Origin of the sequence: Pseudomonas lundensis (assembly GCF_002269125.1) — a bacterium.
Lineage (GTDB): Bacteria > Pseudomonadota > Gammaproteobacteria > Pseudomonadales > Pseudomonadaceae > Aquipseudomonas > Aquipseudomonas lundensis_A.
Map to the genome: position 1 here is coordinate 166076 of NZ_NQKI01000001.1, position 25131 is coordinate 191206.

Genomic DNA, 25131 nt, shown 5'->3' on the forward strand with positions numbered 1-25131 from the left:
TCCGGTGGTCCGGTCTATATACCCTAATCGAGTATAAAAATTTTAAACACTAACTTTTAGGAATATGGATAGACGCTTCTCACATCATTTTTTCTTATTTCCTACGGCGTTGTGCCGTCTATTCTCGCCAATTAGGCCTCGGCTCGGCTGCGCGCAACAGCTCGCGGGGTGCAGGGTTAACGTAACGTTTGTTGGCGCCGACCTTGATGCTGCGAGGAGGCGCCCAGCGCGAGTTGTTGCCGACGCGATCAATCACGCAATAGGTGATTTCCAGCTTCGGGTCTTCTCCGGCCTCCTGAATGATCTCGGGCGCCACGAACACGTTGACGGGTCTACCAATATCCATCACACGCAATTTGGGTACATCCATGCGAATGTCGCCCCACATCAGCGTGATGGCGTCTTCGACTGCCATGTTGGGATAAGGCTCGATGGTCAGCGGCACCCCACGCTTCATTTGACTTGGGTTGATCCCATAGCGCTGGATCGGATCAGGAATGGTCACGGGCGCCAATCCCTGATTTTCCTCACCGATGGCCTTTCCGCCTGGCGAATCCAGCTTTACCAGGACTTTGAGTTGAGTGGAAAGTGCAGGGCTGCTGCCGATATGCATGACGCGATAATAAAGCCGGGACGTACCGTTCTGAATGAAACTCTCAGGCACTCTAAGCTGGCAGGGCTGCCCCACATCCAACTTGCCAACTTGCTGGGAAGTTACATAACAGCCATCCCAGAACAAATCGATCAGGTCGCCCTCCTCCATATTTGGATAAGGCAGTATTGTAATGAACAACTGCTCGGCGGCTAACGCACAAATAGTGCTTTTATTAGTTTGATAAAGGGTGGGCGCCGCGAGCTTTTGAGTGTGCGAGGTGAACGGCATATAGAAACTCCATAATCAATTATTAAGTACATAACCGCGTACGCCAGAGCATTTACATGCCTGACAGGGAGGCAAGCAACGGATGTCGTTAGCCCTGAATTCGTGTGATTGTCGCGAACTCGATCACCCCTGCAGTCGGTGCAATCGATAGTAAGTACATGCACTGGCAATCTTTTTATTAGATAAGAGGCTAAGAAGGTGGGTGTCAAGTTAGAACTAAACGAATACACATGTCTTCGCGCTATTCGGAAAGATCCTACTTACGAAACGCTTCTGTCACTAGAAGTGTGCATGTGTAAGTTTAAAATCTACACATATGTAATGTGCGCTCGCACAAGTTTTAGTGTTCTAAAGCACAGTTAACATATTAGCCGCTTTAAATACTTTTCCGGATGTATCGCTTTTTTGTTATCGCGCGTATTTACAGACAATTCCTACATCGGCTTGAACATAGACCGCCGGGACGGTCTGAGTTCATGTTGGGCGAGCCACCCTAATATGGCGATACGCCAAAGCTGAGTTTTTTTCGGCTTCCCTCTAAGCTGGTAGGCCACAGCTGAAATTTTTGTCAAAAATTTCACATGTAATATGGATAATCCCTACGCGAGAAAACCGTCTCTGCCGCCTGTTTGTATTATTTAGACGTAGCAAAAAATTCTGGAAGAGCACACCAATGCCCACCGATCCTCAGCAAAATCCGCCCGCCAGTCGAGCTTCCCGCTTTGTCTTGCGCTGGTATTACTGGCTTTTATTATTGGCAGTTTTGCTCTACGGCCTGATGATAGCGATGCACTGGGACGATCGTGGCGCGTTATGGGTGCTAGAGCGGTTTGAGAGCAAGACAGAACAGAATGAAAGCGTCTGGCTGCCTGATTACACGGCGGTCATCGATGCCAAAGTGTTGCCCGGCATGGAAAAAGATGAAGCGTCTGACCTTGCGTATTCGCCACTCACAAAGACGTTGTTTTCGGTCATGGGGAAAAACCCGTTTTTGGTCGAGTTAACCCTTGAGGGTGAGGTGTTGCGCAAGATCCCATTGGAGGGCTGGAATAACCCGGAAGGGCTGACCGTGATGGAAAACGGGTTGCTGGCGATCGTTGATGAACGCATGCACTCACTGTCACTTGTGAAGGTCGACGCCAATACCAAGCGCTTGAACATCGCTGATTTCCCGCAATACGAACTGGGGCTTTCAAAGAATCAGAACAAGGCTTTTGAAGCCATTGCCTGGGACCCGCGCCGCCAACAATTGCTGTTGGGCGAAGAGCGACCGCCCGCCATGTTCACGTGGAAAAGCGATGGCAGCCAGGTGCTCAGGGGTGACAAGCAAAAAGTAATCAGCGATGAGCTGGATCTGCGCAACCTTTCGGCTTTGAGCGTTGATCCGCGCACAGGTCATACGCTGGTGCTGTCAGCCGATTCGCACATGTTGCTCGAACTGGATGAGCAGGGTCAGCAAGTCAGTTTCATGACCCTGCTCGGCGGCTTCAATGGCTTGAAAGACACAATTCCTCGTGCTGAAGGCGTCGCCATTGATGAACATGGGACTCTGTACATGGTGAGTGAACCCAACCTGTTTTATCGCTTTGAGAAAACGAAGAAATAACCTATTGCTGCGTAGGATTTTTCTATGAGGCGTCAGCGACCATTGTGGATTAAGGTTTAATTCATACAGCCGTGGTATTTACACGGCCTGATCTGATTTGAGTCCGACCCCCATGCGCCGCACCCGCCGCACTACCGTTTTTATTATTAGCCTCATGATTGTGCTGTTCGTGGCCGCAGGCTTTGCTGCGCAGCACTTTCGCCTGTTTGAGCGAACATGGTTCAACGCCCGCCAACTGTGGGAACCGGTTGATCCGAATAGCATTAACCTGGGTGAGTATCAGGCCGTGCTTCAGGGCCAGAAGATTGATGGCCTTGAGGATGACGTATCGGCACTCACCTACGACCCGGTGCGCAAAAGCCTGTTCACGGTCACCAACAAGCAAGCCGAGTTGGTGGAGCTGTCGCTGGATGGGCGAATTTTGCGACGTATCCCGTTAATCGGTTTTGGGGATGCAGAGGCAGTGGAGTTCATTGGTCCGGATACCTACGTCATTACCGATGAGCGCCAGCAGCGTTTGATCAAAGTCCATGTGGATGACAACACCCACGTACTGGACGCCGCTGATGCAGAACAGCTGACGTTGGGCATCAACCTGTCGGGTAATAAAGGGTTTGAAGGGCTGGCGTACGACTCGGCGGGCAAGCGTCTGTTTGTGGCTAAAGAGCGTGATCCCATGCTGATCTACGAAGTGCGCGGCTTTCCTCAGTCCAATCCCCAGCAGCCGTATGCAACCCACGTGGTAAACAACCCGCGCCGCGATTCCCGACTGTTCGTGCGCGACTTGTCGAGCCTGCAATTCGATGAACGTAGCGGCCACTTGCTGGCGCTGTCTGACGAGTCGAAGCTGTTGATCGAACTGGACGTAGAAGGACGCCCTATCAGCATGTTGTCCCTGAAGAAAGGACGGCATGGCTTGAAGAAATCGGTCCCGCAAGCTGAAGGCATCGCGATGGATGATGAAGGCACGGTATACGTGGTCAGTGAGCCGAATCTGTTTTACGTATTTAAAAAGCCCTCGGCCGATCAGTGATCGGCTGAAACAGGTGCTGTGCGCTTGGGCAGGAACGGCGGCAAATACAGCGCCAGATATGCCTCGAAAACCCGCATGCCCTCTTCGGCCATACGCGGCGTAATGCTGCCATGAAGCTGGATGGAACGTGCATACACGCGATCCCCCAATTCCATCGCCAAGGTAAAGACGTCTACATCGTCGGGCAGGGCTGGCAGTTCGAAATGCCGGGAAAAGACGGTGTGGAGCAGTTGGCCCAGTTCCAGGTCGTGTTGGCGGTCGGCCTGAGTGACTTCAGTCAAACCATGTTGCGCCAGAATCAGCTGTCGCGCGGCCGCATCCTCGTTGTAAATCCTCAGCATGCGTTGCTCCAACACACGCGCTAAATCGTGCCAGCCGTGCAGTTGCGCATGCTCGACAGGGGCTTGCAGGCAGCCACGAAAGGCCGCATGCACATCACTGGTGAGGGCTTCGAGCAACCCCGGCACACCGGAGAAAAAATGGTAGACCGAGGACGGAGGAATGTGCGCCCGCTCTGCCACGCTGTAAATGGACAAACTGGCCACCCCTTCGGTGGCAAGCAACGTGCGGGCGGCATCGAGTATTGCCTCAATCCGACCCTGGCTACGTGCGCGGGCCTTGCGAGGTGTTGCGCGTGAGGCGGCGGGACGCGTCATGGGTGTCTCCTGCGGGGCAGCAGGCATTGTACGAGCCGTATGAGCAGTTAGCCACTGACCCTCACCGTGCGTGGGCTCACCGGCTGGACCGAATGTGAGTCCGTGGGAAACATCAACTGAAAAGTCGCTATCTGCGCCTGCGACACCTCTACGGGAGTCTTCAAGAGATGCCAGCGGACCTTCTCAATGCAGGCTGGGTCAGGTAAGGCCCTTTTGTATACAAAGTAGTCCCGTTGAGCCGGCAGAAACTGTTCCACATTGAAATGCCCCAGCACGTAGGCATCGTCCTTGTGCCGAGGCATCACCCCCAATAACTGGGCCAGGCCGTTGTTTTCTTTTCCTTGCTCGAACTGAATGGCAATCACCGCCAGCGCACCTTTGTCATCGCGATGAACAAGGTGCGCAACCAGTGGGTAAATCCGGCCCTGAATGTGCTCTGCGCTGGGTGTATGAAAATGCAACTGCACAAATTCGTAGACTTTATTGCCTAACCTGAGCTCACCTTTGGTGTCTGTAAGCACTTCCAGACTATGGCCGTTATGCCTCACAGTGGCAGGCCCCGGGAGATAGCGGGTCTTCAATGCCGGCAAGTCGGCAAGCACCGCGCGCTCAATATTGATGGGCGCCTGCTGCTCCCCGGCGTTACACAACGCGTATTTTGGGTCCAACGCTGCCAAATTTTCAGCCAAGGCAGAGTGATAGACCAGCAACGCCAGTAACAAAATAAGCGCAGCCAAGCGGTGATGTTTGAGAGCTGAACGCTTCAAGACAAGATGCATAAAAAGGCAGTCCGATAAAGGTCATGGAGCGCCCTACGTGAGGCTCAACAAGTCGATCATCTTGGGAGCTTCAGATGCATTTATATGTAGGATTTATCCTGTTTCTCATCAGAAAAAGCCTGAATAACCGAAAGTAATGACCATAAAAAACGCCGCGGGCTTGGGAGCCGGCGGCGTCTTTATAAAGCACGGACCGTTTACACGGTGTGCAAGTACCAGTTGTATTCGAGATCGGAGATGGAGTGTTCAAACTCTTCCAGCTCACTCTCCTTGCAGGCCACAAAAATATCGATGTATTTCGGGTCGATGTATTTGGCCATGACTTCGCTGTCGTCCAGCTCGCGCAGGGCATCACGCAAGTTGTTGGGCAGGCTTTGCTCGTTCTGCTCGTAGCTGTTGCCTTCGACCGGTGCACCCGGCTCGATTTTGTTGGTCAGGCCGTGGTGAACACCGGCCAGAACAGACGCCATCAACAGATACGGGTTGGCATCGGCACCCGCAACCCGATGCTCAATACGCACAGCGTCGGACGAACCGGTCGGAACGCGGATCGCAACCGTGCGGTTGTCCAGCCCCCAGCACGGCGAATTCGGCACGTAGAACTGTGCGCCGAAACGACGGTAGGAGTTAACGTTAGGGCAAAGGAACGCCATTTGGGCGGGCAGGGTCTCCAGCACACCGCCGATTGCATGGCGCAATGCGGCGTTCTGCTCGGGATCCTCGCTGGCAAAAATGTTCTTGCCGTCTTTGTCCAGAATCGAAATATGTACATGCAACCCGTTACCCGCCTGGCCCGGATAAGGCTTGGCCATGAACGTGGTGTCCATCTCATGGTCGTAGGCGATGTTTTTGATCAGGCGCTTGAGCAATACCGCGTAGTCGCAAGCCTTGATCGGGTCGGCAACGTGGTGAAGGTTCACTTCGAACTGAGCCGGGGCGCTTTCTTTAACAATGGCGTCAGCCGGGATGCCTTGCTCTTTCGCACCTTCCAGAATGTCCTGGAGGCAATCGACGTACTCGTCGAGGTCGTCGATCAGGTACACCTGTGTCGAATGCGGGCGTTTGCCAGAAATTGGCGAGCGCGGAGGTTGCGGACGACCGTTCACGTTCTCCTGGTCAATCAGGTAGAACTCCAGCTCGAACGCGGCGCAAATGGTCAGGCCCAGATCGTCAAATTTGGTCACCACTTGACGCAGGACTTCGCGCGGATCGGCGAAGAAAGGTTCACCTTCAAGTTCGTGCATGGTCATCAGCAGTTGCGCGGTTGGGCGCTTTTGCCATGGTTCATTGCACAGGGTGTCAGGGATTGGATAACAGATTCGGTCTGCGTCACCGATGTCCAGACCCAAACCGGTGCTTTCCACCGTCGAGCCATTGATATCCAGGGCAAATAAAGAGGCTGGCAGGTTGATGCCTTTCTCGTAAACCTTGTGGAGGCTGGTGCGTTCAATGCGCTTGCCGCGCACTACACCATTCATATCCGCAATTAGAAGGTCAACGTACAGAACCTCAGGATGTTCCTTAAGGAACGCGTTCGCTTCATTCAGCTGAACGGCACGCGGGGGTACCGACATGATGCAACACCTTTGTTGTTAAAAATATCAATCATTGAGCGCTACGGGTTTCAGTCAACCCGAACGGCATACCGAAGTCAAGCAGCCTGTTTTTCGCCCTAAAAAAGCGCCGAAAGGCCATTTTTGACGCTTTTTAGGGCGTCATTTATCCAAAAAAAACTGTGCCGCCCGCAGGCTTGAGCGGGCCGTGTTGTATTTTTTACGGGGGTGTTGTGTAAAAAAATGAACAAGGCTAAGCTCGATTCAAACCCATAACAGCAATAATACCGGGGTGTTACATGTCACGCCTGCCGTTAATCGGCGTCACCGCCTGCACCAAGCAGATCGGTTTGCATCCTTATCACATTACCGGTGACAAGTACGTGCGAGCTGTTGCGGTAGCAGCCAAAGGCTTGCCTCTGATCGTTCCGTCGTTGGCGGAGCTTATTGATCCGACCGATATTCTTGACGGTCTGGATGGCCTGCTATTTACCGGGTCACCCTCCAATATCGAACCTCATTTGTATCACGGCCCGGCCAGTGCCCCTGGCACGCTGCATGACGCTGACCGTGACCGCACCACCCTGCCCTTGATCCGTGCCGCATTGGCAGCGGGCGTACCCGTGCTCGGCATTTGCCGCGGGTTTCAGGAGTTGAATGTAGCCCTCGGCGGCTCGCTTCACCAGAAACTCCACGAAGTCGACGGTTTCATCGAGCACCGTGAAGACCCCAGCGCCCCCGTTGACGTGCAATACGCCCCTAGCCACGCCATGCACGTTCAGCCCGGCGGCGTATTGGCCGGCCTGGGCGTACCCGCCGAGTTCGAAGTCAACTCCATTCACACCCAAGGCATTGACCATCTGGCCCCGTGTTTGCGGGTTGAAGCCACTGCTCCGGACGGTCTGGTAGAAGCGGTTTCGGTCGAAGGCGGCAAGGCTTTTGCTTTAGCGGTTCAGTGGCACCCCGAATGGCAGGTAAGCTCTAACCCGATTTACCTCGCCATCTTCCAGGCATTTGGAGATGCCTGCAGACGGCGCGCAACACAACGCGACGCCGATGCGTCAGTAAACGCCTGACTTATTCAAGTCAGGAAACTCAGCCCAGAGGCATTTATGAGTAACAACCTCGACCAGCTCACCGATTGGTTGAAAGACCACAAGATCACAGAAGTCGAATGCATGATCGCCGACCTTACCGGGATTACTCGCGGCAAGATCTCGCCGACCAACAAGTTCATTGCCGAAAAAGGCATGCGCCTGCCCGAGAGCGTATTGCTGCAGACCGTAACGGGCGACTACGTCGAAGACGACATCTATTACGAACTCCTCGATCCGGCCGACATTGATATGGTCTGCCGGCCCGACGAGAACGCCGTATTTCTCGTGCCTTGGGCGATTGAGCCTACGGCCCAGGTGATTCACGACACCTACGACAAGCAAGGCAACCCGATTGAGTTGTCGCCGCGCAACGTGCTGAAAAAGGTGCTCAAACTCTACGCCGACCACGGCTGGCAGCCCATCGTGGCACCGGAGATGGAGTTTTACCTGACCAAGCGCAGCGACGACCCGGACTACCCGCTGCAACCGCCAGTCGGTCGCTCTGGCCGCCCGGAAACAGGTCGCCAGTCCTTCTCTATAGAAGCCGCCAACGAATTCGATCCGCTGTTCGAAGATGTTTACGACTGGTGCGAACTTCAAGAGCTGGATCTGGACACCTTGATCCATGAAGACGGCACCGCACAGATGGAAATCAACTTCCGTCATGGTGACGCGTTGTCGCTGGCCGACCAGATTCTGGTGTTCAAGCGCACCATGCGCGAAGCTGCGCTCAAGCACGACGTGGCCGCTACCTTCATGGCCAAGCCCATGACGGGCGAGCCTGGCAGCGCCATGCATTTACACCAGAGCATCATCGACATCGCAACCGGCAAAAACGTCTTCTCCAATGAAGACGGCACCATGAGCCAGCTGTTCCTCAATCACATCGGGGGCCTGCAGAAGTTCATTCCAGAGCTGCTGCCGCTATTTGCACCGAATGTGAACTCCTTCCGTCGCTTCTTGCCTGACACGTCGGCACCCGTGAACGTGGAATGGGGTGAAGAGAACCGGACCGTGGGTCTGCGGGTACCGGACGCCGGCCCGCAAAACCGTCGGGTCGAGAACCGCCTGCCGGGCGCCGACGCCAATCCGTACCTGGCGATTGCTGCCAGCTTGCTGTGCGGCTACATCGGCATGGTCGAAGGCGTTAACCCGAGCGCGCCTGTTGTCGGCCGCGGGTATGAGCGCCGCAACCTGCGTCTGCCGTTGACCATTGAGGACGCTCTTGAGCGCATGGAAAACAGCAAGACCATCGAGAAGTACCTGGGTACCAAGTTCATCACCGGCTACGTGGCTGTAAAACGTGCCGAGCATGAAAACTTCAAGCGCGTCATCAGTTCGTGGGAGCGGGAATTCCTGCTGTTCGCCGTCTGACACGCCGGGGCCGCGCTTGGGAAGCGCGGCTCCCCACTGAATAAAGGAGAGCCGTATGACCAACAAGAACCCGCAAACCCGCGAATGGCAAAACCTCAGTAACGATCACCACCTCGCGCCATTCAGCGACTTTAAACAGTTGAAAGAAGTCGGACCGCGCATCATCACTCACGCCAAGGGCGTGTACCTGTGGGACAGCGAAGGTCACAAGATTCTCGACGGCATGGCCGGCCTGTGGTGTGTAGCCATCGGTTACGGGCGTGACGAGCTGGCCGACGCTGCCAGCAAACAAATGCGCGAACTGCCTTACTACAACCTGTTTTTCATGACTGCGCACCCGCCGGTGCTTGAGCTGTCGAAAGTCATTGCCGAGATTGCGCCTGAAGGCATGAACCACGTGTTCTTCACTGGCTCCGGTTCCGAAGGCAACGACACCATGTTGCGCATGGTCCGCCACTACTGGGCGATCAAGGGCAAACCGAACAAGAAGGTCATCATTAGCCGCAAAAACGGCTACCACGGTTCGACCGTGGCCGGTGCAAGCCTGGGCGGCATGACCTACATGCACGAACAGGGCGACTTGCCGATCCCGGGCATCACCCACATCCCGCAGCCTTACTGGTTCGGCGAAGGCGGTGACATGTCGCCGGAAGAGTTCGGCATCTGGGCGGCCAACCAACTGGAAGAAAAAATCCTCGAAATCGGCGTCGATAACGTCGGTGCGTTCATCGCAGAGCCCATTCAGGGTGCGGGCGGCGTGATCGTGCCGCCTGAAACCTACTGGCCGCGCATCAAAGAAATTCTCGCCAAATACGACATCCTGTTCGTGGCCGATGAAGTGATTTGTGGTTTTGGCCGTACGGGCGAGTGGTTCGGTAGCGATTTCTACGGCCTCAAGCCCGACATGATGACCATCGCCAAGGGCCTGACTTCGGGCTATATCCCGATGGGCGGCCTGATCGTGCGCGATGAAGTGGTGGCGGTGCTCAACGAAGGCGGTGATTTCAACCACGGCTTTACCTACTCCGGCCACCCGGTGGCCGCTGCGGTTGCGCTGGAAAACATCCGCATCCTGCGCGATGAAAAAATTATCGAAAAAGTTCACGCCGAAACGGCACCGTATTTGCAAAAGCGTTTACGCGAACTGAACGATCACCCGCTGGTGGGCGAAGTGCGCGGGGTGGGCATGCTGGGCGCCATCGAACTGGTGCAGGACAAGGCCACGCGCAAACGTTACGAGGGCAAAGGCGTCGGCATGATCTGCCGCCAGTTCTGCTTTGATAACGGTCTGATCATGCGCGCCGTGGGCGACACCATGATTATTTCGCCACCGCTGGTGATTACCAAGGACGAGATTGATGAGCTGGTGACCAAGGCTCGCAAGTGCCTGGATCTGACCTTGGAAGTCCTGCAAGGTTAACTGCTAGGCTTCGAGCACAAGACAACTGCCGTTTTAATGTAGGTAATTGCGCTCGAAGCCTTAAGAATCAAGGCTCTTCCCTTGAAAGCCTGCCCCGGATCTTGCCAGACTAGCCGCCGGCTTTAGTCACCCTGAGATCAGGACGCTGAATCGGTGGTTTAAAAGAATAATTGGAGCATTACAGATGAAGGCATCAGGTTTTAAAAAAGCTGGCAAGACCCTTCTCGCCCTGTCCTTGATGGGTGTGATGGCGGGGGCAGCCCAAGCGGCAGATAAAGTGCTGCATATCTACAACTGGTCCGATTACATCGCACCCGATACCGTGAAAAAGTTTGAAGACCAGACCGGTATCAAAGTCGTGTACGACGTGTTCGACAGCAACGAGACCCTCGAGGCCAAGCTGCTAGCGGGCAAATCAGGCTACGACATCGTCGTGCCTTCCAACAATTTCCTGGCCAAGCAGATCAAGGCCGGGGTTTACCAGGAGCTGGACAAGTCCAAGCTGCCTAACTGGAAAAACCTCGACCCTGCGTTGCTCAAGGCCGTTGGCGATGCCAGCGACAAAGACAACAAACACGCGTTCCCGTACATGTGGGGCACCATCGGCATCGGCTACAACCCTGAAAAGGTGAAGGCTGCTCTGGGCGTCGACACCATCGACTCCTGGGACGTGCTGTTCAAGCCCGAGAACGCGGCCAAGCTGAAAAGCTGTGGCATCAGCTTCCTCGATTCCCCGACCGAGATGATCCCGGCTGCCTTGCATTACCTGGGCTACCCGACCGACACCCAAGACAAAAAGCAATTGGCCGAAGCCGAAGCCCTGTTCCTGAAGATCCGTCCTTCGGTGGGTTACTTCCACTCCTCCAAGTACATCTCCGACCTGGCCAACGGCAACATCTGTGTCGCTGTGGGTTACTCGGGTGACCTGGAGCAGTCGATTTCCCGTGCCAAGGAAGCCGGTGACAAGGTCAAGCTCAAGTACGTGATTCCTAAAGAAGGCGCTGGTAGCTTCTATGACATGGTTGCCATTCCTAAAGACGCCGAAAACGTTGATGCGGCTTACGCTTACATGAACTTCCTGATGCAACCGGAAGTGATGGCCGAAATCACCAACAGCGTACGTTTCCCGAACGGTAACAAGGCTGCAACGCCACTGGTGAACAAAGATATCTCGGGCGACCCGAGTATCTACCCGTCCGACGAGGTGAAAGCCAAGTTGTACGCAATCAGCGATTTGCCACCGGCCACCTTGCGTTTGCTGACCCGCAGCTGGACCAAGATCAAGTCGGGCAAGTAAGCCTCCTGTCGCCGCGGCGCAGGGTTGCGATTGAGACAAAAGGACACCGGTTTTTGCCCTTTTGCAGGCCCTTAAGGCCTTATCGCAGCCCGGCGCAACGGCGACAGAATCCGGCGATCGCGCAATTAATCGCAGAAAACTTTGCTGTGCAGGTTTATCGAGGGTAAGTTGCGCGCCGGTTTTGTCTTTGGCGGTACTGCTGCCGTGTGACGCGGGCAACTCAGGCCCAACTATTTTGAGGACCATCACGTGTCTATATCTTTGTTTCGCAAGACCTTGCTGGTCGGCGCTGGTTTGACGCTTGCCGTCAGCGTACAAGCGGCACCCACCGTGCACATCTATAACTGGTCGGACTATATTGCCCCGACCACGCTGGCCGATTTTGAAAAGGCCGCCGGTATCAAACCGGTCTATGACGTCTTCGATTCCAACGAAACCCTGGAAGGCAAACTGCTGGCCGGACGTACCGGTTATGACGTGGTCGTGCCGTCCAACCATTTTCTGGGCAAGCAGATCAAAGCGGGCGCGTTCCAAAAGCTCGACAAATCGCAGCTGCCCAACTATTCCAACCTGGATCCGGCCTTGCTCAAGCGTCTTGAGCAAAACGATCCGGGCAACCTGTATGCCGTGCCTTATCTCTGGGGCACCAATGGCATCGGCTACAACGTCGACAAAGTCAAAGAAGTTCTGGGCGTGGACACGATCGACTCGTGGGATGTGGTGTTCAAACCCGAAAACATGAAAAAGCTGCAAAGCTGCGGCGTGGCCTTCCTCGACTCGGCCGACGAAATGTTGCCCACCGTGCTCAACTACTTGGGTAAAGATGCCAACAGCACCAACCCCAAGGATTACAAAGAAGCTGAAAAGACCCTGATGTCGGTGCGTCCATACGTCACCTACTTCCATTCTTCCAAATACATTTCGGACCTGGCCAACGGCAATATCTGTGTTGCCATCGGTTTCTCCGGTGATGTGTTCCAGGCCAAGGCGCGTGCCGAAGAGGCCAAAAAGGGCGTTAACATCGCCTACATCGTGCCCAAGGAAGGCGGCGCACTGTGGTTTGACATGCTGGCGATCCCCAAGGACTCCAGCAACGTCAAGGAAGCCCACACGTTCATCAACTACTTGCTCAAACCTGAAGTGATCGCTCAGGTCAGTGACTATGTCGGCTATGCCAACCCTAACCCGGCTGCCGACAAGGTGATGGACCAGTCCATTCGTACCGACGAAGCGGTTTACCCAACCCAGGCGGTGCTGGACAAAACGTACGTTTCCACCGAACTACCCCCGAAAGTGCAACGTCTGATGACGCGCACGTGGACCAAGGTCAAGACGGGTAAATAACCCTCTGGATCACCTATCCAAGGCCCGACCAACTGGATCGGGCTGCTAAATTTGTTGGGAGTTTCGTAATGGCTGTTGCCTCCGGCGCCTATAAGAAAGCCCTCGAGGGCGACCAGACCCCTAAACAGGTACTGGTCAAAATCGACCGGGTCACGAAAAAATTCGACGAGACGATTGCCGTGGACGACGTGTCCCTGGAAATCAACAAGGGCGAAATCTTCGCCTTGCTCGGCGGATCGGGATCGGGCAAATCCACCTTGCTGCGTATGCTCGCCGGTTTCGAGCGCCCAACAGAGGGCCGTATTTTCCTCGACGGCGTGGACATCACGGACATGCCGCCCTACGAGCGGCCGATCAACATGATGTTCCAGTCCTACGCGCTTTTTCCGCACATGACGGTGGCGCAGAACATCGCGTTCGGTCTCAAGCAGGACAAAATGTCCAACGCCGAGATCGATGCCCGCGTGGGCGAAATGCTCAAGCTGGTCCACATGAGCCAGTACGCCAAGCGCAAGCCGCACCAGTTGTCCGGTGGCCAGCGCCAGCGTGTGGCCTTGGCCCGCTCATTGGCCAAGCGCCCGAAGCTGCTGCTGCTCGACGAACCGATGGGGGCGCTGGATAAAAAACTGCGCTCGCAAATGCAACTCGAACTGGTGGAAATCATCGAGCGCGTGGGCGTGACCTGCGTGATGGTGACCCACGACCAGGAAGAGGCCATGACCATGGCCCAGCGTATCGCGATCATGCATTTGGGCTGGATTGCCCAGATCGGCAGCCCGATCGACATTTATGAAACCCCGGTCAGCCGCCTGGTGTGCGAATTTATCGGCAACGTCAACCTGTTCGAAGGTGAAGTGGTCGATGACGCAGAAGGGTATGCCCGTATCAACTGCCCGGAGCTGGAGAACGACATCTACGTCGGTCACGGCATCAGCACCTCGGTAGAAGACAAGCATGTGACCTACGCGATTCGCCCGGAAAAAATGCTCGTCACCACTGAAAAGCCGACCTACGAGTACAACTGGTCGCGCGGCAAGGTGCATGACATCGCTTATCTGGGCGGGCACTCGGTGTTCTATGTCGAACTGCCGAGCGGCAAGCTGGTTCAATCGTTCGTGGCCAACGCCGAGCGCCGCGGCGCACGTCCGACCTGGGACGACGAAGTTTACGTCTGGTGGGAAGACGACAGCGGCGTGGTACTGCGCTCATGAACATGCGAAAACTTAAACGCCGACTGCAACGAATAACCCCCGGTGGCCGCCATGCGGTGATCGGGATTCCATTCCTGTGGCTGTTTTTGTTCTTCATGCTGCCGTTCTTCATCGTGTTGAAGATCAGCTTTGCCGAGGCCGACGTCGCGATCCCGCCTTACACCGAGATCTACAGCTACGTTGACCAAAAAATCCAGATCCTGCTGAACCTGGGCAACTACGCCATGTTGGGCGACGATGAGTTGTACATCGCCGCTTATCTGGGCTCGTTGAAGATGGCGTTCTTCAGCACGCTGCTGTGCCTGCTGATCGGCTATCCGATGGCCTACGCCATCGCCAATGCGCGTAAAGAGATGCAGACCGTGCTGGTGCTGCTGATCATGATGCCTACCTGGACAGCGATCCTGATCCGCGTTTACGCGTGGATGGGCATTCTGAGCAACAACGGGCTGCTTAACGGCTTCCTGATGTCGATGGGCTGGATCAGCGAACCGTTGCAGATCCTCAACACCAACATCGCGGTCTACATCGGCATCGTCTATTCGTACCTGCCGTTCATGATCCTGCCGCTGTACGCCAACCTTGTTAAACACGACACCAGCCTGCTGGAAGCCGCGTCTGACTTGGGTTCAAGCACGTTCAACAGCTTCTGGAAAATCACCGTCCCGCTGTCCAAAAACGGCATCATCGCTGGCTGCATGCTGGTGTTCATCCCGGTCGTGGGTGAGTTCGTGATCCCTGAACTGCTGGGCGGCCCGGAAACCCTGATGATCGGTAAGGTGTTGTGGCAAGAGTTCTTCAACAACCGTGACTGGCCGGTGGCGTCTGCCCTTGCCGTGGTCATGCTGGCGATCCTGATCGTGCCTATCATCCTGTTCAACCGCAGCCAGGCTAAAGAGCTGGAGGGCAAGATATGAATCGCTTCCGTTTTTCTAGCTTCATGTTGGTCGCGGGGTTGTTGTTCATCTACCTGCCGATGCTGATTCTGGTGATCTACTCGTTCAACGCCTCCAAGCTGGTGACGGTGTGGGGCGGCTGGTCGCTGAAGTGGTACACCGGCCTGCTGGACAACACGCAGCTGATGGGCTCCGTAATGCGCTCGCTGGAAATCGCCCTGTACACGGCAATTGCGGCGGTCGCCCTGGGTACCCTGGCGGCGTTCGTGCTGACGCGCATTAGCCACTTCAAAGGCCGCACGCTGTTTGGCGGCCTGGTGACAGCTCCGCTGGTCATGCCTGAAGTGATTACCGGTCTGTCGCTGCTGCTGCTGTTCGTGGCCATGGCGCAGATGATTGGCTGGCCGCAAGAGCGCGGCATCGTCACCATCTGGATCGCTCACACCACATTCTGTGCCGCGTATGTGGCGGTGGTGGTGTCGGCGCGGTTACGTGAACTGGACCTGTCGATCGAAGAAGCGGCCATGGACCTGGGCGCCAAGCCCTGGAAAGTGTTCTTCCTGATCACCATCCCGATGATCGCACCTTCGCTGGCGGCGGGCGCCATGATGTCCTTTGCCCTGTCGCTGGACGACCTGGTTCTGGCCAGCTTTGTGTCCGGCCCCGGCTCCACGACCTTGCCGATGGAAGTGTTCTCGGCCGTACGCCTTGGAGTGAAGCCCGAGATCAACGCCGTGGCCAGCCTGATCCTGCTGGCGGTGTCGCTGGTGACCTTCCTGGTGTGGTTCTTCAGCCGTCGTGCCGAAGAACACCGCAAGAAAGCCATCCAGCAAGCCATTGATGAGGCGGCTGCCGAGTCATGGAAGCAACCGGATGTTCGCCGTCCCAAGTCGCCCAGCGCGGCTTAAGGCAGCGCAATAAAAAACCTCGCCTTCCTGTTCAAGGGGGCGAGGTTTTTTTATGGGCGCCAGATCAGATGCCGCTCGGGACGTTTCAGGGTTTGGCGACTTTCCAGGCACCGTCCATTTTGCCGTCGCCTTTCTTTTCCCCGGCTTTCTTGTCCATTACAAAGGTGTACAACGGTTTGCCGTCATAGGCCCACTGGACTTGCTGGTCATCGCGGATGATGGTGGTCCATTTGCCTTCGCCTTTGTCCGTGCTTTCAGCCTTCAACGGCGGCCAATTTGTTGCGCATTGGTCATTGCACATCGATTTGCCGTCTGCATCTTTGGCGAAGGTGTACAGCGTCATGCCTTTATGGTCGACCAGCACACCGTCTTTGATCATCGCCGGTTCGGCGGCAAATGCTAATCCCGGCAAGGCCAACACAGCACCTAACAGTAAAGCCTTCAGGGAAAATGAGCTGCGTGTCATCGGAATCGTCCTCTTCGTGATTGTACGATTTGAACCAAAAGCGTAGTTCATTCGCCCTTGGAACGTGGCGATTGCCCAAAGTTGTCACACGACTGCAATATTTCCGTTATCTAATGCGCCACAAGACAGATAAATGACACGAGGATTACGGCATGGTTGGCAGGAGCATTCTGATCGTCGATGACGAGGCACCGATCCGCGAAATGATCGCCGTGGCCCTGGAAATGGCAGGCTACGACTGCCTGGAGGCGGAGAATGCTCAGCAAGCCCACTCCATCATTGTCGACCGCAAACCCGATTTGATCTTGCTCGACTGGATGCTGCCGGGTGGCACGTCAGGTATTGAACTGGCCCGCCGCCTCAAGCGTGAGGAAATGACCGCGGACATCCCGATCATCATGCTCACGGCCAAGGGTGAAGAGGACAACAAGATTCAAGGTCTGGAAGTCGGCGCGGACGACTACATCACCAAACCATTTTCCCCTCGTGAACTGGTGGCGCGTCTCAAAGCCGTATTGCGGCGTGCAGGCCCGGCGGACAGCGAGTCCCCGATTGAAATTGGCGGCTTGTTGCTCGACCCGATCAGCCACCGCGTCACCATCGACGGCACCCCCGCCGAGATGGGCCCGACCGAATATCGCCTGCTGCAGTTCTTCATGACCCACCAGGAACGCGCCTACACCCGCGGGCAATTGCTCGACCAAGTGTGGGGCGGCAACGTTTACGTAGAAGAGCGTACCGTAGACGTGCACATCCGCCGTTTGCGCAAAGCCCTCGGCGAGGCTTACGAGAATCTGGTACAAACCGTGCGCGGCACCGGGTATCGCTTCTCCACCAAAGCCTGATACCCCTTCCAGACTCAACGGCAAGCAAGGACCCGCGCGACGTGAATCAAAACTGGCATAGCACGCTGATTCGTCATTTGTTGCTTCTGGTCACTGCCTGCCTGTTGGTCGGGCTGGTCACCGGTTATTACGGCTGGAGCCTGGCCGCAGGCGTGGCCTTGTATCTGGGCTGGACGCTCAAGCAGCTGCTGCGCCTGCATGACTGGCTGCGTAATCACCAACCCGATGAAGCACCGCCCGACGGCTACGGCCTGTGGGGCGAGGTGTTCGACAGCATTTATCACCTGCAGCGCCGCGATCAACGGGTGCGCGGGCGCCTGCAAGCCGTGATCGACCGCGTGCAGGAGTCCACAGCCGCGCTCAAAGACGCTGTGGTGATGCTCGACAGCGATGGCAACCTTGAATGGTGGAACCGCGCCGCAGAGACCTTGCTGGGCCTCAAGACGCCACAGGACAGCGGGCAGCCCGTGACCAACCTGGTGCGTCACCCGCGCTTCAAGGAATATTTCGAGCAAGACAGCTATGCCGAACCGCTGGACATCCCTTCGCCAGTCAACGACCACCTGCGCATCCAGCTGTACATCACCCGCTACGGCAACAACGAACATTTGATGCTGGTGCGCGACGTCACACGCCTGCACCAGCTCGAACAGATGCGCAAAGACTTCATCGCCAACGTGTCCCACGAGCTGCGCACCCCGCTGACCGTCATCTGCGGTTACCTGGAAACCCTGCTGGATAACGTCGATGACGTGAACCCGCGCTGGAAACGCCCGCTGTCGCAGATGCAGCAACAGGGCGAGCGTATGCAAACCCTGCTCAACGACTTGCTGCTGCTGGCCAAACTGGAAGCCACGGATTACCCGTCGGACAACCAGCCCGTGCCTATCGACAGCCTGCTGCGTACCATCAAAAACGACGCCCAGGCGTTGTCCGGGCAGCGCAATCAAACCATCACGCTGGACGTTGAAGCCGACATTGCCCTCAAAGGCAGTGAGACCGAGCTGCGCAGTGCGTTTTCAAACCTGGTATTTAACGCCGTCAAATACACGCAAGACGGCGGGAGCATTCGCATTCGCTGGTGGGCCGACGGGTCGGGCGCGCACTTGAGCGTGCAGGACTCCGGGGTCGGGATCGATAACAAACACCTGCCACGCCTGACCGAACGCTTCTACCGCGTCGACTCCAGCCGTAACGCCAGCACCGGCGGCACGGGCCTGGGCCTGGCCATCGTCAAGCATGTGCTGTTGCGTCATCGTGCCCGCCTTGAGATCAGCAGCGTGCTCGGCCACGGCAGCACCTTCACCTGCCATTTCCCCCCTGTTCAGGTGACAAAATCGGTCAACCCCGACCTGATTGACTGAGCCATGCGGCGTTCGCCCACTAGGCAACAGCTACATCAATGGTTACATTGCTTGCCATGTGCCTGCCCTTCAGGCACTTGACCTTTCCCTTTTTTGAAACAACGGAACCATTAAAACTCCATCATGGACCCTTCCCCTGGCTTGACCCTCGCCACACTGTTCGCCGATTTCGGCATGATTCTTTTTGCACTGATCCTGGTTTTGCTCAACGGCTTCTTCGTTGCGGCGGAATTTGCCATGGTCAAACTGCGCTCAACCCGGGTCGAAGCCATTGCCGACCAGAACGGCTGGCGCGGACGCATCCTGCGCACCGTTCATAGTCAGCTCGACGCCTACCTGTCGGCGTGTCAGTTGGGTATCACGCTGGCCTCGTTGGGCCTGGGCTGGGTCGGTGAACCTGCGTTCGCACACCTGCTTGAGCCGCTCCTCAGCGCGCTGGGCGTGGAGTCGGCCGAAGTGGTCAAGGGCGTGTCGTTCTTCACCGCCTTCTTCATCATTTCATACCTGCACATCGTGGTCGGCGAACTGGCCCCCAAATCCTGGGCCATTCGCAAACCCGAGGCGCTGTCGCTGTGGACCGCTGTGCCGCTGTACCTGTTCTACTGGGCCATGTACCCCGCCATTTACCTGCTCAATGCCAGCGCCAACGCGATTTTGCGCATTGCCGGCCAGGGTGAACCGGGCGCGCACCACGACCACGCCTACAGCCGCGAAGAACTCAAACTGATCCTGCACTCCAGCCGGGGTCAAGACCCGAGTGACCAAGGCATGCGGGTATTGGCGTCGGCCGTGGAAATGGGTGAGCTGGAAGTGGTCGACTGGGCCAACTCCCGTGAAGACCTCGTAACCCTAGATTCCAAGGCGCCGCTCAAAGAAATCCTCGCGCTGTTCCGTCGCCACAAGTACAGCCGTTACCCGGTCTACGATGCAGAAACCAACACCTTCGTCGGTTTGCTGCACATCAAAGATCTGCTGCTGGAACTGGCTGACCTCGACCACTTGCCCGAGACGTTCAACCTCGAAGAACTGACCCGGCCTCTGGAGCGCGTTTCGCGGCACATGCCGCTGTCACAGTTGCTGGAACAGTTTCGCAAGGGTGGCGCGCACTTCGCACTGGTGGAAGAAGCTGACGGCAAAGTCGTGGGCTACCTGACCATGGAAGACGTGCTTGAAGTGCTGGTGGGCGACATTCAGGACGAACACCGCAAGGCCGAACGCGGCATTCTTTCGTACCAGCCCGGCAAACTGCTGGTGCGGGGCGACACGCCGCTGTTCAAGATCGAACGCCTGCTGGGGGTCGATCTTGACCACGTCGAAGCCGAAACCGTGGCGGGCTTGATCTACGACACCCTCAAGCGCGTGCCGGAAGAAGAAGAACTGCTGGAAGTCGAAGGCTTGCGCATCATCATCAAAAAGATGAAAGGACCGAAAATCGTCCTGGCCAAAGTCCTCAAGCTGGACTGAAGCCACACCTGTTGTCGCTGACGCGCCGCTTTGCCGCGTCAGCGACAACAACCTCTGTCGCCCATAACATCCCACCCTTCAGTAATTTCTGCCCGGCGAAAGCTGGCTGAAAGCATTCCCCTCTAGCATCGCGTCACTCCCGGCAAAAGACCGGCAGGCCAGAGCAGCGGCCCAATCCGCTCTCAGCGCCCACTCGACAACAATAAGAATGGTGACTGTTTATGCTGACCTTCCTTGGCTTTGCCATGGTCATTACGTTCATGTACCTGATCATGACCAAACGCCTGTCCGCCCTGATCGCGTTGATTCTGGTCCCGATCCTGTTTGCGATCTTTGGCGGTTTTGCACCGAAGATCGGCCCCATGATGCTCGAAGGCATTACCAAGCTGGCCCCGACCGGGGTGATGCTGATGTTTGCCATTCTGTATTTCGCCCTGATGATCGACTCCGGCCTGTTCGACCCGGCCGTGCGCAAGATCCTCAAACTGGTCAAGGGCGACCCGCTGAAGATCAGCGTCGGCACGGCCGTACTGGCATTGGTGGTGTCGCTGGATGGCGACGGTGCCACCACCTACATGATTTGCGTGGCGGCGATGCTGCCGCTGTACAAGCGCATCGGCATGAGCCCGCGCATCATGGCCGGGCTGATTATTCTGGCCGGCGGGGTGATGAACATGACGCCCTGGGGCGGGCCGACTGCGCGGGCCGCCAGTGCGCTGCACGTCGATCCCTCTGACATTTTTGTGCCCATGATCCCGGCCATGCTCGCGGGCTGTGCCACCATTCTGGTCATAGCCTGGTGCTACGGCCTGCGCGAGCGCGCGCGCCTGGGTCAGTTGCAGGTTCAGGGCGACGACGTGGATCACAGCGAAATCAGCGTGTCGCAATTCCCCGATGCGCGCCGTCCCAAGCTGATCTGGTTCAACGGTGCTCTGACCTTGGCGTTGATGATTACGCTGATCGCCGGTTTGTTGCCGCTGCCCGTCCTGTTCATGGTCGCGTTCAGTATCGCGATGATCGTCAACTACCCTTGCCTGCAACAGCAAAAAGACCGCGTCGCCGCCCATGCAGGCAGTGTGCTGGCGGTGGTAGGGCTGATTTTCGCGGCAGGTATTTTCACCGGCATCCTCTCCGGCACCGGCATGGTGGATGCCATGTCGAAAAGCTTGCTGGCCGTCATTCCCCCGGCGCTGGGGCCATACCTGGCAGTCATCACCGCACTGGTGAGCCTGCCGTTCACCTTCTTCATGTCCAACGATGCGTTCTACTACGGCGTGTTGCCAGTCCTGGCCGAAGCCGCGAGCCATTACGGCATCACTGCGGTCGAAATGGCCCGCGCCTCGATTGTCGGCCAGCCCGTGCACTTGCTCAGCCCCTTGGTGCCCTCCACGTACCTGCTGGTGGCGCTGGCCGGTATCGAGTTTGGCGATCACCAGCGTTTCACCCTCAAATGGGCGGTTCTGGTGTGCATGGGTATTCTGCTGGCCGCCTTACTGCTCGGCACCTTCCCGCTGTACAGCACGCTATAACGCCTGCCCCCGTCAGAGGCTGTTCAGGACAGCAGCCTCTAACAAGGCGTTTTCGTACAAGTGTTGCAGAAATGTTTCAACCCTCTGCCAGCTATGCGATGCTGGCGTTCTGCTTATTTGCCGACTACAGCTTAAGAAACAACTGTAGGAGCTGGCCGCAGCCCTTTGATCCGGCCCTTCAGGGCATCCATCGCACAGGGAGCCTGCATGCTGACCCTGCTTAATCTGCTTTCCGCCGTGACCCTGTTGATCTGGGGCACGCACATTGTTCGGACCGGCATTCTGCGGGTCTACGGTACAAACCTGCGCCACGTGATCGGGCAAAACGTCTCCAAGCGCATGCTGGCGTTTGTCGCCGGTATCGTGGTGACAGCCATGGTGCAGAGCAGCAATGCCACCGCCATGCTCGTCACCTCCTTTGTCGGCCAGGGTTTGATGGCGCTCACGCCTGCCTTGGCGACGATGCTGGGGGCCGACGTCGGGACGGCCCTGATGGCCCGGGTGCTGACGTTCGACCTGTCATGGCTGTCGCCCCTGCTGATTTTCCTTGGCGTGATCTTCTTCCTCTCGCGCAAACAGACCCGTGCCGGGCAACTGGGACGCGTCGGCATTGGCTTGGGCTTGATCATTCTCGCCTTGCAGTTGATCGTCGAAGCGGCAGCGCCCATCACGCAAGCGCAAGGCGTAAAGGTGATCTTCGCCTCACTGACCGGCGACATCTTGCTGGATGCCTTAATCGGCGCCTTGTTCGCGATGATTTCTTACTCCAGCCTGGCCGCTGTGCTGCTCACGGCCACATTGGCTGGCGCCGGGGTCATCAGCTTGCCCGTTGCAGTGGGGCTGGTGATTGGCGCCAATATCGGCAGCGGCGTCCTGGCATTTCTCAGTACCAGCATGCAAAACGCTGCCGGGCGGCAGGTCGCGCTCGGAAGCCTGTTGTACAAATTGATCGGCTTGCTGCTGATTATCCCGGTGCTCGACCCGCTGGTGGCGTGGATGGACAGCCTCAGCTACAGCGCCCAAGAACTCGTGATCGGGTTTCACCTGCTCTACAACACGGCGCGTTGCTTCCTGATGCTGCCCACGGTCGGGCCGATGGCGCGGGTTTGCGCATGGCTCTTGCCCGAGCGAGAAAACGCCAACGGCGCCGTCAAACCGCGTCATCTCGACCCGACGGCACTGGAAACACCGAGCCTTGCGCTGGCCAACGCAGTACGTGAAACCCTGCGCATCGGTGACCTGATCGACAGCATGCTGGTCAACATGCTGGACGTGCTGCGCGGCAAGCAAACCGCCATCACTCAGGAGATGCGCACCCTGGCCGATGATGTCGAAGTGCTCTACAGCGCGGTGAAACTCTATCTGGCGCAAATGCCCCGTGAAGACCTTGGCGAGCAAGACAGCCGCCGCTGGGCCGAAATCATCGAACTGGCGATCAACCTCAAGCTGGCCAGTGACCTCATCGAACGCATGTTGCGCAAAGTGCAACAACAGAAAACCTCGAAGCGTCGGGCGTTTTCCGAAGACGGGCTGGAAGAACTGACCGGCCTGCACACCCAGTTGATCGACAACCTGCGGTTGGGGCTGACGGTATTCCTGACCGGCGACCCGCAAAGCGCACGGCAATTACTGCGTGAGAAACGCCGTTTCCGCGCGCAGGAACGTCGACTGGCGCACGCTCACGTCAGCCGTTTACAGCGCAAAATCACCCAAAGTATCGAAACCAGCTCCATGCACCTGGAACTGATCGCTGACATGCAACGCCTTAATTCACTGTTTTGCGCCAGTGCCTACGTGGTGCTTGAAACCTCTGAAACCGGCGCACTGCTGCTGGACGAGATGACCGATACCCACCATTCGCCTTGAACGTTGCACGAACCACTGTTGTCAGTCTTTAGAACCCGCATCGACGGCATCACACACCCGACAGGGATTCAGGGATTTTTTATGCGTTGCCTGCTGTTCATCTGCCTGCTGCTCGGCGCAGCCCAGAGCTTTGCCCTTGATCGTTCCAGCGTTGAGGGCTACCAACTGGCCAACGGCCTGCAACTGATCCTCAAACCCACCAGTGACCGCGGACACGTGTCGATCCGGTTGGTAGTGGGGGTGGGGCTGGATGATTTCAGCTGTGCCGACCAACAACTGCCGCACCTGCTTGAACACATGCTGTTCAGCGGCACCGATGACTCGGGCGAAGGCGGCCTTGAAGAACGCATGCAGGCGCTGGGTGGCGAGTGGAACGCCTTCACTAGCCATGCCGACACCACGTTCGTGATCGAAGCGCCCGCGAAGAATCAGCGCAAGGTGCTTGATCTTTTACTGAGCCTGTTGACCCAGACCCAACTCACCGATCAGCGGATCGCTGCCGCCAAGCAGGTGGTCGAACGCGAAGACGGCGGCCATTATTCGCACTTGCAGCGCTGGCTGGATCGTCAGGATCTGGGCCATAGCGCGAGCAATCAACTGGCGGTCGAACTCGGCCTTAAATGCGCCGAACGCGCGCCCGTACACAACCTCACCCGCGGACAACTCGAAGGTGTGCGCAAGGATTGGTATGCGCCCAACAACATGACGCTGATCGTCGTCGGCGAACTTGACCGCTTGCTGCCGGCCTATCTGGAACGCACCTATGGCGCGCTGGAAGCCGTTGAGCCCAGCGACCACAAGCCCTTGGCCGACATTGATGCCAAAGCCGATGCCGAACGCGTTTTACTGCGCGGTGTGGTGGGTGACACCGCCAAGTTGCACTGGTTGCTGCCAGAACCGGTGATCGCCGGGCAAAGCGACGAAACCTGGAACCTGCTGCGCGACTATCTGGAGTGGGCGCTGTACAGCGAACTGCGGCTCAAGCATGGGCTGTCTTATGGGCCGTGGTCAGAGCGCGAAGTGTTTGGCGGGGTGGGCTTCCTGAGCCTGAACGCCGACCTTGAACGTGACGATGTCGAACAGGCGCAACAGGTGATGTCGCAACTCAAAGCCCACTTGCTCAAGCACGGCCTCGACCCGCAGCGCTTCGCCCGCCTCAAGCAAGCCGCCATCGCACGCCAGGCATGGGCGGTGCAGGGCAACAGCTCGCTGGCCGACTATTACTGGAGCGCGCTGGGCGATTACGATGAAAGCCGCTTTGCCGACCCGGCCAAGCGCTTGCAGACGGTAACGCTTGAAGACGCCAATCATGCGTTGCGCCAGTTGTTCGCAGAGCCGGGCTATGTGCGCATCGAGAAGCCGCTGTTCAGCTACAACGGCTTGAGCGTGGCCATTGTGGCAGCGCTGGTGCTGCTGGTTTTGATAGCGCTGGGCTGGCGCATTTGGCGCCATCGTCATCATTAATCGCGTAATTGTCTAAAACCGACATCCCTTGATACCGTAAAATCATTGCCATTTCGCGGCCGGTCACTCCGGCTGC

Annotated in this window: 21 protein-coding genes; 16 read left to right on the plus strand and 5 right to left on the minus strand. The window is 57.0% G+C overall.

All coding sequences use genetic code 11. The features are described 5' to 3' along the window. Nucleotides 1-118: 118 nt before the first annotated feature. Nucleotides 119-883 carry a hypothetical protein gene (locus CJF39_RS00785; protein ID WP_094991711.1) on the minus strand — a complete coding sequence of 255 codons (765 nt, stop codon included), beginning with the start codon at nucleotides 881-883 and terminating at the stop codon, nucleotides 119-121. Between the two features lie 673 nt (nucleotides 884-1556). Between CJF39_RS00785 and CJF39_RS00790 the strand changes: the two genes are divergently transcribed. Both CJF39_RS00790 and CJF39_RS00795 read left to right on the plus strand, forming a co-directional pair. Continuing rightward, a complete protein-coding gene (locus tag CJF39_RS00790; RefSeq protein ID WP_094991712.1) occupies nucleotides 1557-2489 on the plus strand; it encodes an SdiA-regulated domain-containing protein in 933 nt (310 codons plus the stop codon). Between the two features lie 112 nt (nucleotides 2490-2601). Continuing rightward, on the plus strand, nucleotides 2602-3522 hold the full coding sequence (locus CJF39_RS00795; protein WP_094991713.1) for an SdiA-regulated domain-containing protein: 921 nt from the start codon (nucleotides 2602-2604) through the stop codon (nucleotides 3520-3522). Here the strand turns inward: CJF39_RS00795 and CJF39_RS00800 are convergent. From CJF39_RS00800 to CJF39_RS00810, 3 genes are all read right to left on the minus strand, one after another. Then, a complete protein-coding gene (locus tag CJF39_RS00800) occupies nucleotides 3516-4178 on the minus strand; it encodes a TetR/AcrR family transcriptional regulator (RefSeq protein ID WP_094991714.1) in 663 nt (220 codons plus the stop codon). The genes CJF39_RS00795 and CJF39_RS00800 overlap by 7 nt on opposite strands. A gap of 47 nt (nucleotides 4179-4225) precedes the next feature. Then, nucleotides 4226-4945, minus strand: coding sequence for a carbonic anhydrase (locus tag CJF39_RS00805; RefSeq protein WP_170942629.1), 720 nt, complete (start codon nucleotides 4943-4945; stop codon nucleotides 4226-4228). Nucleotides 4946-5154: 209 nt separating this feature from the next. Further along, complete coding sequence (locus CJF39_RS00810) at nucleotides 5155-6531, minus strand: glutamine synthetase family protein (protein WP_020295897.1); 1377 nt, start codon at nucleotides 6529-6531, stop codon at nucleotides 5155-5157. Between the two features lie 278 nt (nucleotides 6532-6809). On the opposite strand from CJF39_RS00810, the gene CJF39_RS00815 reads away from it, so the two are divergent. The 8 genes from CJF39_RS00815 (at nucleotide 6810) to CJF39_RS00850 (ending at nucleotide 16057) form a co-directional block, all read left to right on the plus strand. Next, complete coding sequence (locus tag CJF39_RS00815) at nucleotides 6810-7586, plus strand: gamma-glutamyl-gamma-aminobutyrate hydrolase family protein (protein ID WP_094991716.1); 777 nt, start codon at nucleotides 6810-6812, stop codon at nucleotides 7584-7586. A 36-nt stretch (nucleotides 7587-7622) separates the two neighbouring features. Next, nucleotides 7623-8981 (plus strand): glutamine synthetase family protein, encoded by a 1359-nt coding sequence (locus CJF39_RS00820; RefSeq protein ID WP_094991717.1) that lies wholly within the window; start codon nucleotides 7623-7625, stop codon nucleotides 8979-8981. A 55-nt stretch (nucleotides 8982-9036) separates the two neighbouring features. After that, nucleotides 9037-10401, plus strand: coding sequence for an aspartate aminotransferase family protein (locus CJF39_RS00825; RefSeq protein WP_094991718.1), 1365 nt, complete (start codon nucleotides 9037-9039; stop codon nucleotides 10399-10401). A 184-nt stretch (nucleotides 10402-10585) separates the two neighbouring features. After that, nucleotides 10586-11698, plus strand: coding sequence for a polyamine ABC transporter substrate-binding protein (locus CJF39_RS00830; protein WP_094991719.1), 1113 nt, complete (start codon nucleotides 10586-10588; stop codon nucleotides 11696-11698). Between the two features lie 249 nt (nucleotides 11699-11947). Next, on the plus strand, nucleotides 11948-13042 hold the full coding sequence (locus CJF39_RS00835) for a polyamine ABC transporter substrate-binding protein (protein ID WP_094991720.1): 1095 nt from the start codon (nucleotides 11948-11950) through the stop codon (nucleotides 13040-13042). Nucleotides 13043-13110: 68 nt separating this feature from the next. Beyond that, on the plus strand, nucleotides 13111-14253 hold the full coding sequence (locus tag CJF39_RS00840; protein WP_047278543.1) for an ABC transporter ATP-binding protein: 1143 nt from the start codon (nucleotides 13111-13113) through the stop codon (nucleotides 14251-14253). Then, the gene (locus CJF39_RS00845; RefSeq protein WP_094991721.1) at nucleotides 14250-15170 is read left to right on the plus strand and encodes an ABC transporter permease subunit; all 921 of its coding nucleotides are present in this window, start codon (nucleotides 14250-14252) and stop codon (nucleotides 15168-15170) included. Before CJF39_RS00840 ends, CJF39_RS00845 begins: the two co-directional genes overlap by 4 nt. Then, complete coding sequence (locus CJF39_RS00850) at nucleotides 15167-16057, plus strand: ABC transporter permease subunit (RefSeq protein ID WP_047278547.1); 891 nt, start codon at nucleotides 15167-15169, stop codon at nucleotides 16055-16057. The genes CJF39_RS00845 and CJF39_RS00850 overlap by 4 nt, the downstream gene beginning before the upstream one ends. A gap of 85 nt (nucleotides 16058-16142) precedes the next feature. Here the strand turns inward: CJF39_RS00850 and CJF39_RS00855 are convergent, their stop codons facing one another. Next, nucleotides 16143-16523 (minus strand): COG4315 family predicted lipoprotein, encoded by a 381-nt coding sequence (locus tag CJF39_RS00855; RefSeq protein ID WP_094991722.1) that lies wholly within the window; start codon nucleotides 16521-16523, stop codon nucleotides 16143-16145. A gap of 152 nt (nucleotides 16524-16675) precedes the next feature. Between CJF39_RS00855 and phoB the strand changes: the two genes are divergently transcribed. The 6 genes from phoB to CJF39_RS00885 all read left to right on the plus strand — a co-directional run bounded on the left by phoB (nucleotide 16676) and on the right by CJF39_RS00885 (nucleotide 25055). Next, complete coding sequence (gene phoB, locus CJF39_RS00860) at nucleotides 16676-17368, plus strand: phosphate regulon transcriptional regulator PhoB (protein ID WP_094991723.1); 693 nt, start codon at nucleotides 16676-16678, stop codon at nucleotides 17366-17368. 41 nt (nucleotides 17369-17409) lie between these two features. Beyond that, the gene (gene phoR, locus CJF39_RS00865) at nucleotides 17410-18732 is read left to right on the plus strand and encodes a phosphate regulon sensor histidine kinase PhoR (protein ID WP_094991724.1); all 1323 of its coding nucleotides are present in this window, start codon (nucleotides 17410-17412) and stop codon (nucleotides 18730-18732) included. A gap of 123 nt (nucleotides 18733-18855) precedes the next feature. Beyond that, complete coding sequence (locus CJF39_RS00870; RefSeq protein WP_047278557.1) at nucleotides 18856-20196, plus strand: hemolysin family protein; 1341 nt, start codon at nucleotides 18856-18858, stop codon at nucleotides 20194-20196. 221 nt (nucleotides 20197-20417) lie between these two features. Beyond that, on the plus strand, nucleotides 20418-21725 hold the full coding sequence (locus CJF39_RS00875) for a CitMHS family transporter (RefSeq protein WP_094991725.1): 1308 nt from the start codon (nucleotides 20418-20420) through the stop codon (nucleotides 21723-21725). A 207-nt stretch (nucleotides 21726-21932) separates the two neighbouring features. Further along, nucleotides 21933-23591 (plus strand): Na/Pi cotransporter family protein, encoded by a 1659-nt coding sequence (locus tag CJF39_RS00880; RefSeq protein WP_094991726.1) that lies wholly within the window; start codon nucleotides 21933-21935, stop codon nucleotides 23589-23591. Between the two features lie 81 nt (nucleotides 23592-23672). After that, the gene (locus CJF39_RS00885; protein WP_094991727.1) at nucleotides 23673-25055 is read left to right on the plus strand and encodes a M16 family metallopeptidase; all 1383 of its coding nucleotides are present in this window, start codon (nucleotides 23673-23675) and stop codon (nucleotides 25053-25055) included. Nucleotides 25056-25131: the final 76 nt, after the last annotated feature.

Excerpts from the sequence above, each read along its gene's own strand:
- CJF39_RS00785 (WP_094991711.1), bottom strand. The coding sequence starts at position 883 with ATGCCGTTCACCTCGCACACTCAAAAGCTCGCGGCGCCCACCCTTTAT.
- CJF39_RS00790 (WP_094991712.1), top strand. The coding sequence starts at position 1,557 with ATGCCCACCGATCCTCAGCAAAATCCGCCCGCCAGTCGAGCTTCCCGC.
- CJF39_RS00795 (WP_094991713.1), top strand. The coding sequence starts at position 2,602 with ATGCGCCGCACCCGCCGCACTACCGTTTTTATTATTAGCCTCATGATT.
- CJF39_RS00800 (WP_094991714.1), bottom strand. The coding sequence starts at position 4,178 with ATGACGCGTCCCGCCGCCTCACGCGCAACACCTCGCAAGGCCCGCGCA.
- CJF39_RS00810 (WP_020295897.1), bottom strand. The coding sequence starts at position 6,531 with ATGTCGGTACCCCCGCGTGCCGTTCAGCTGAATGAAGCGAACGCGTTC.
- CJF39_RS00815 (WP_094991716.1), top strand. The coding sequence starts at position 6,810 with ATGTCACGCCTGCCGTTAATCGGCGTCACCGCCTGCACCAAGCAGATC.
- CJF39_RS00820 (WP_094991717.1), top strand. The coding sequence starts at position 7,623 with ATGAGTAACAACCTCGACCAGCTCACCGATTGGTTGAAAGACCACAAG.
- CJF39_RS00825 (WP_094991718.1), top strand. The coding sequence starts at position 9,037 with ATGACCAACAAGAACCCGCAAACCCGCGAATGGCAAAACCTCAGTAAC.
- CJF39_RS00830 (WP_094991719.1), top strand. The coding sequence starts at position 10,586 with ATGAAGGCATCAGGTTTTAAAAAAGCTGGCAAGACCCTTCTCGCCCTG.
- CJF39_RS00840 (WP_047278543.1), top strand. The coding sequence starts at position 13,111 with ATGGCTGTTGCCTCCGGCGCCTATAAGAAAGCCCTCGAGGGCGACCAG.
- CJF39_RS00845 (WP_094991721.1), top strand. The coding sequence starts at position 14,250 with ATGAACATGCGAAAACTTAAACGCCGACTGCAACGAATAACCCCCGGT.
- CJF39_RS00850 (WP_047278547.1), top strand. The coding sequence starts at position 15,167 with ATGAATCGCTTCCGTTTTTCTAGCTTCATGTTGGTCGCGGGGTTGTTG.
- CJF39_RS00855 (WP_094991722.1), bottom strand. The coding sequence starts at position 16,523 with ATGACACGCAGCTCATTTTCCCTGAAGGCTTTACTGTTAGGTGCTGTG.
- phoB (WP_094991723.1), top strand. The coding sequence starts at position 16,676 with ATGGTTGGCAGGAGCATTCTGATCGTCGATGACGAGGCACCGATCCGC.
- CJF39_RS00870 (WP_047278557.1), top strand. The coding sequence starts at position 18,856 with ATGGACCCTTCCCCTGGCTTGACCCTCGCCACACTGTTCGCCGATTTC.
- CJF39_RS00875 (WP_094991725.1), top strand. The coding sequence starts at position 20,418 with ATGCTGACCTTCCTTGGCTTTGCCATGGTCATTACGTTCATGTACCTG.
- CJF39_RS00880 (WP_094991726.1), top strand. The coding sequence starts at position 21,933 with ATGCTGACCCTGCTTAATCTGCTTTCCGCCGTGACCCTGTTGATCTGG.
- CJF39_RS00885 (WP_094991727.1), top strand. The coding sequence starts at position 23,673 with ATGCGTTGCCTGCTGTTCATCTGCCTGCTGCTCGGCGCAGCCCAGAGC.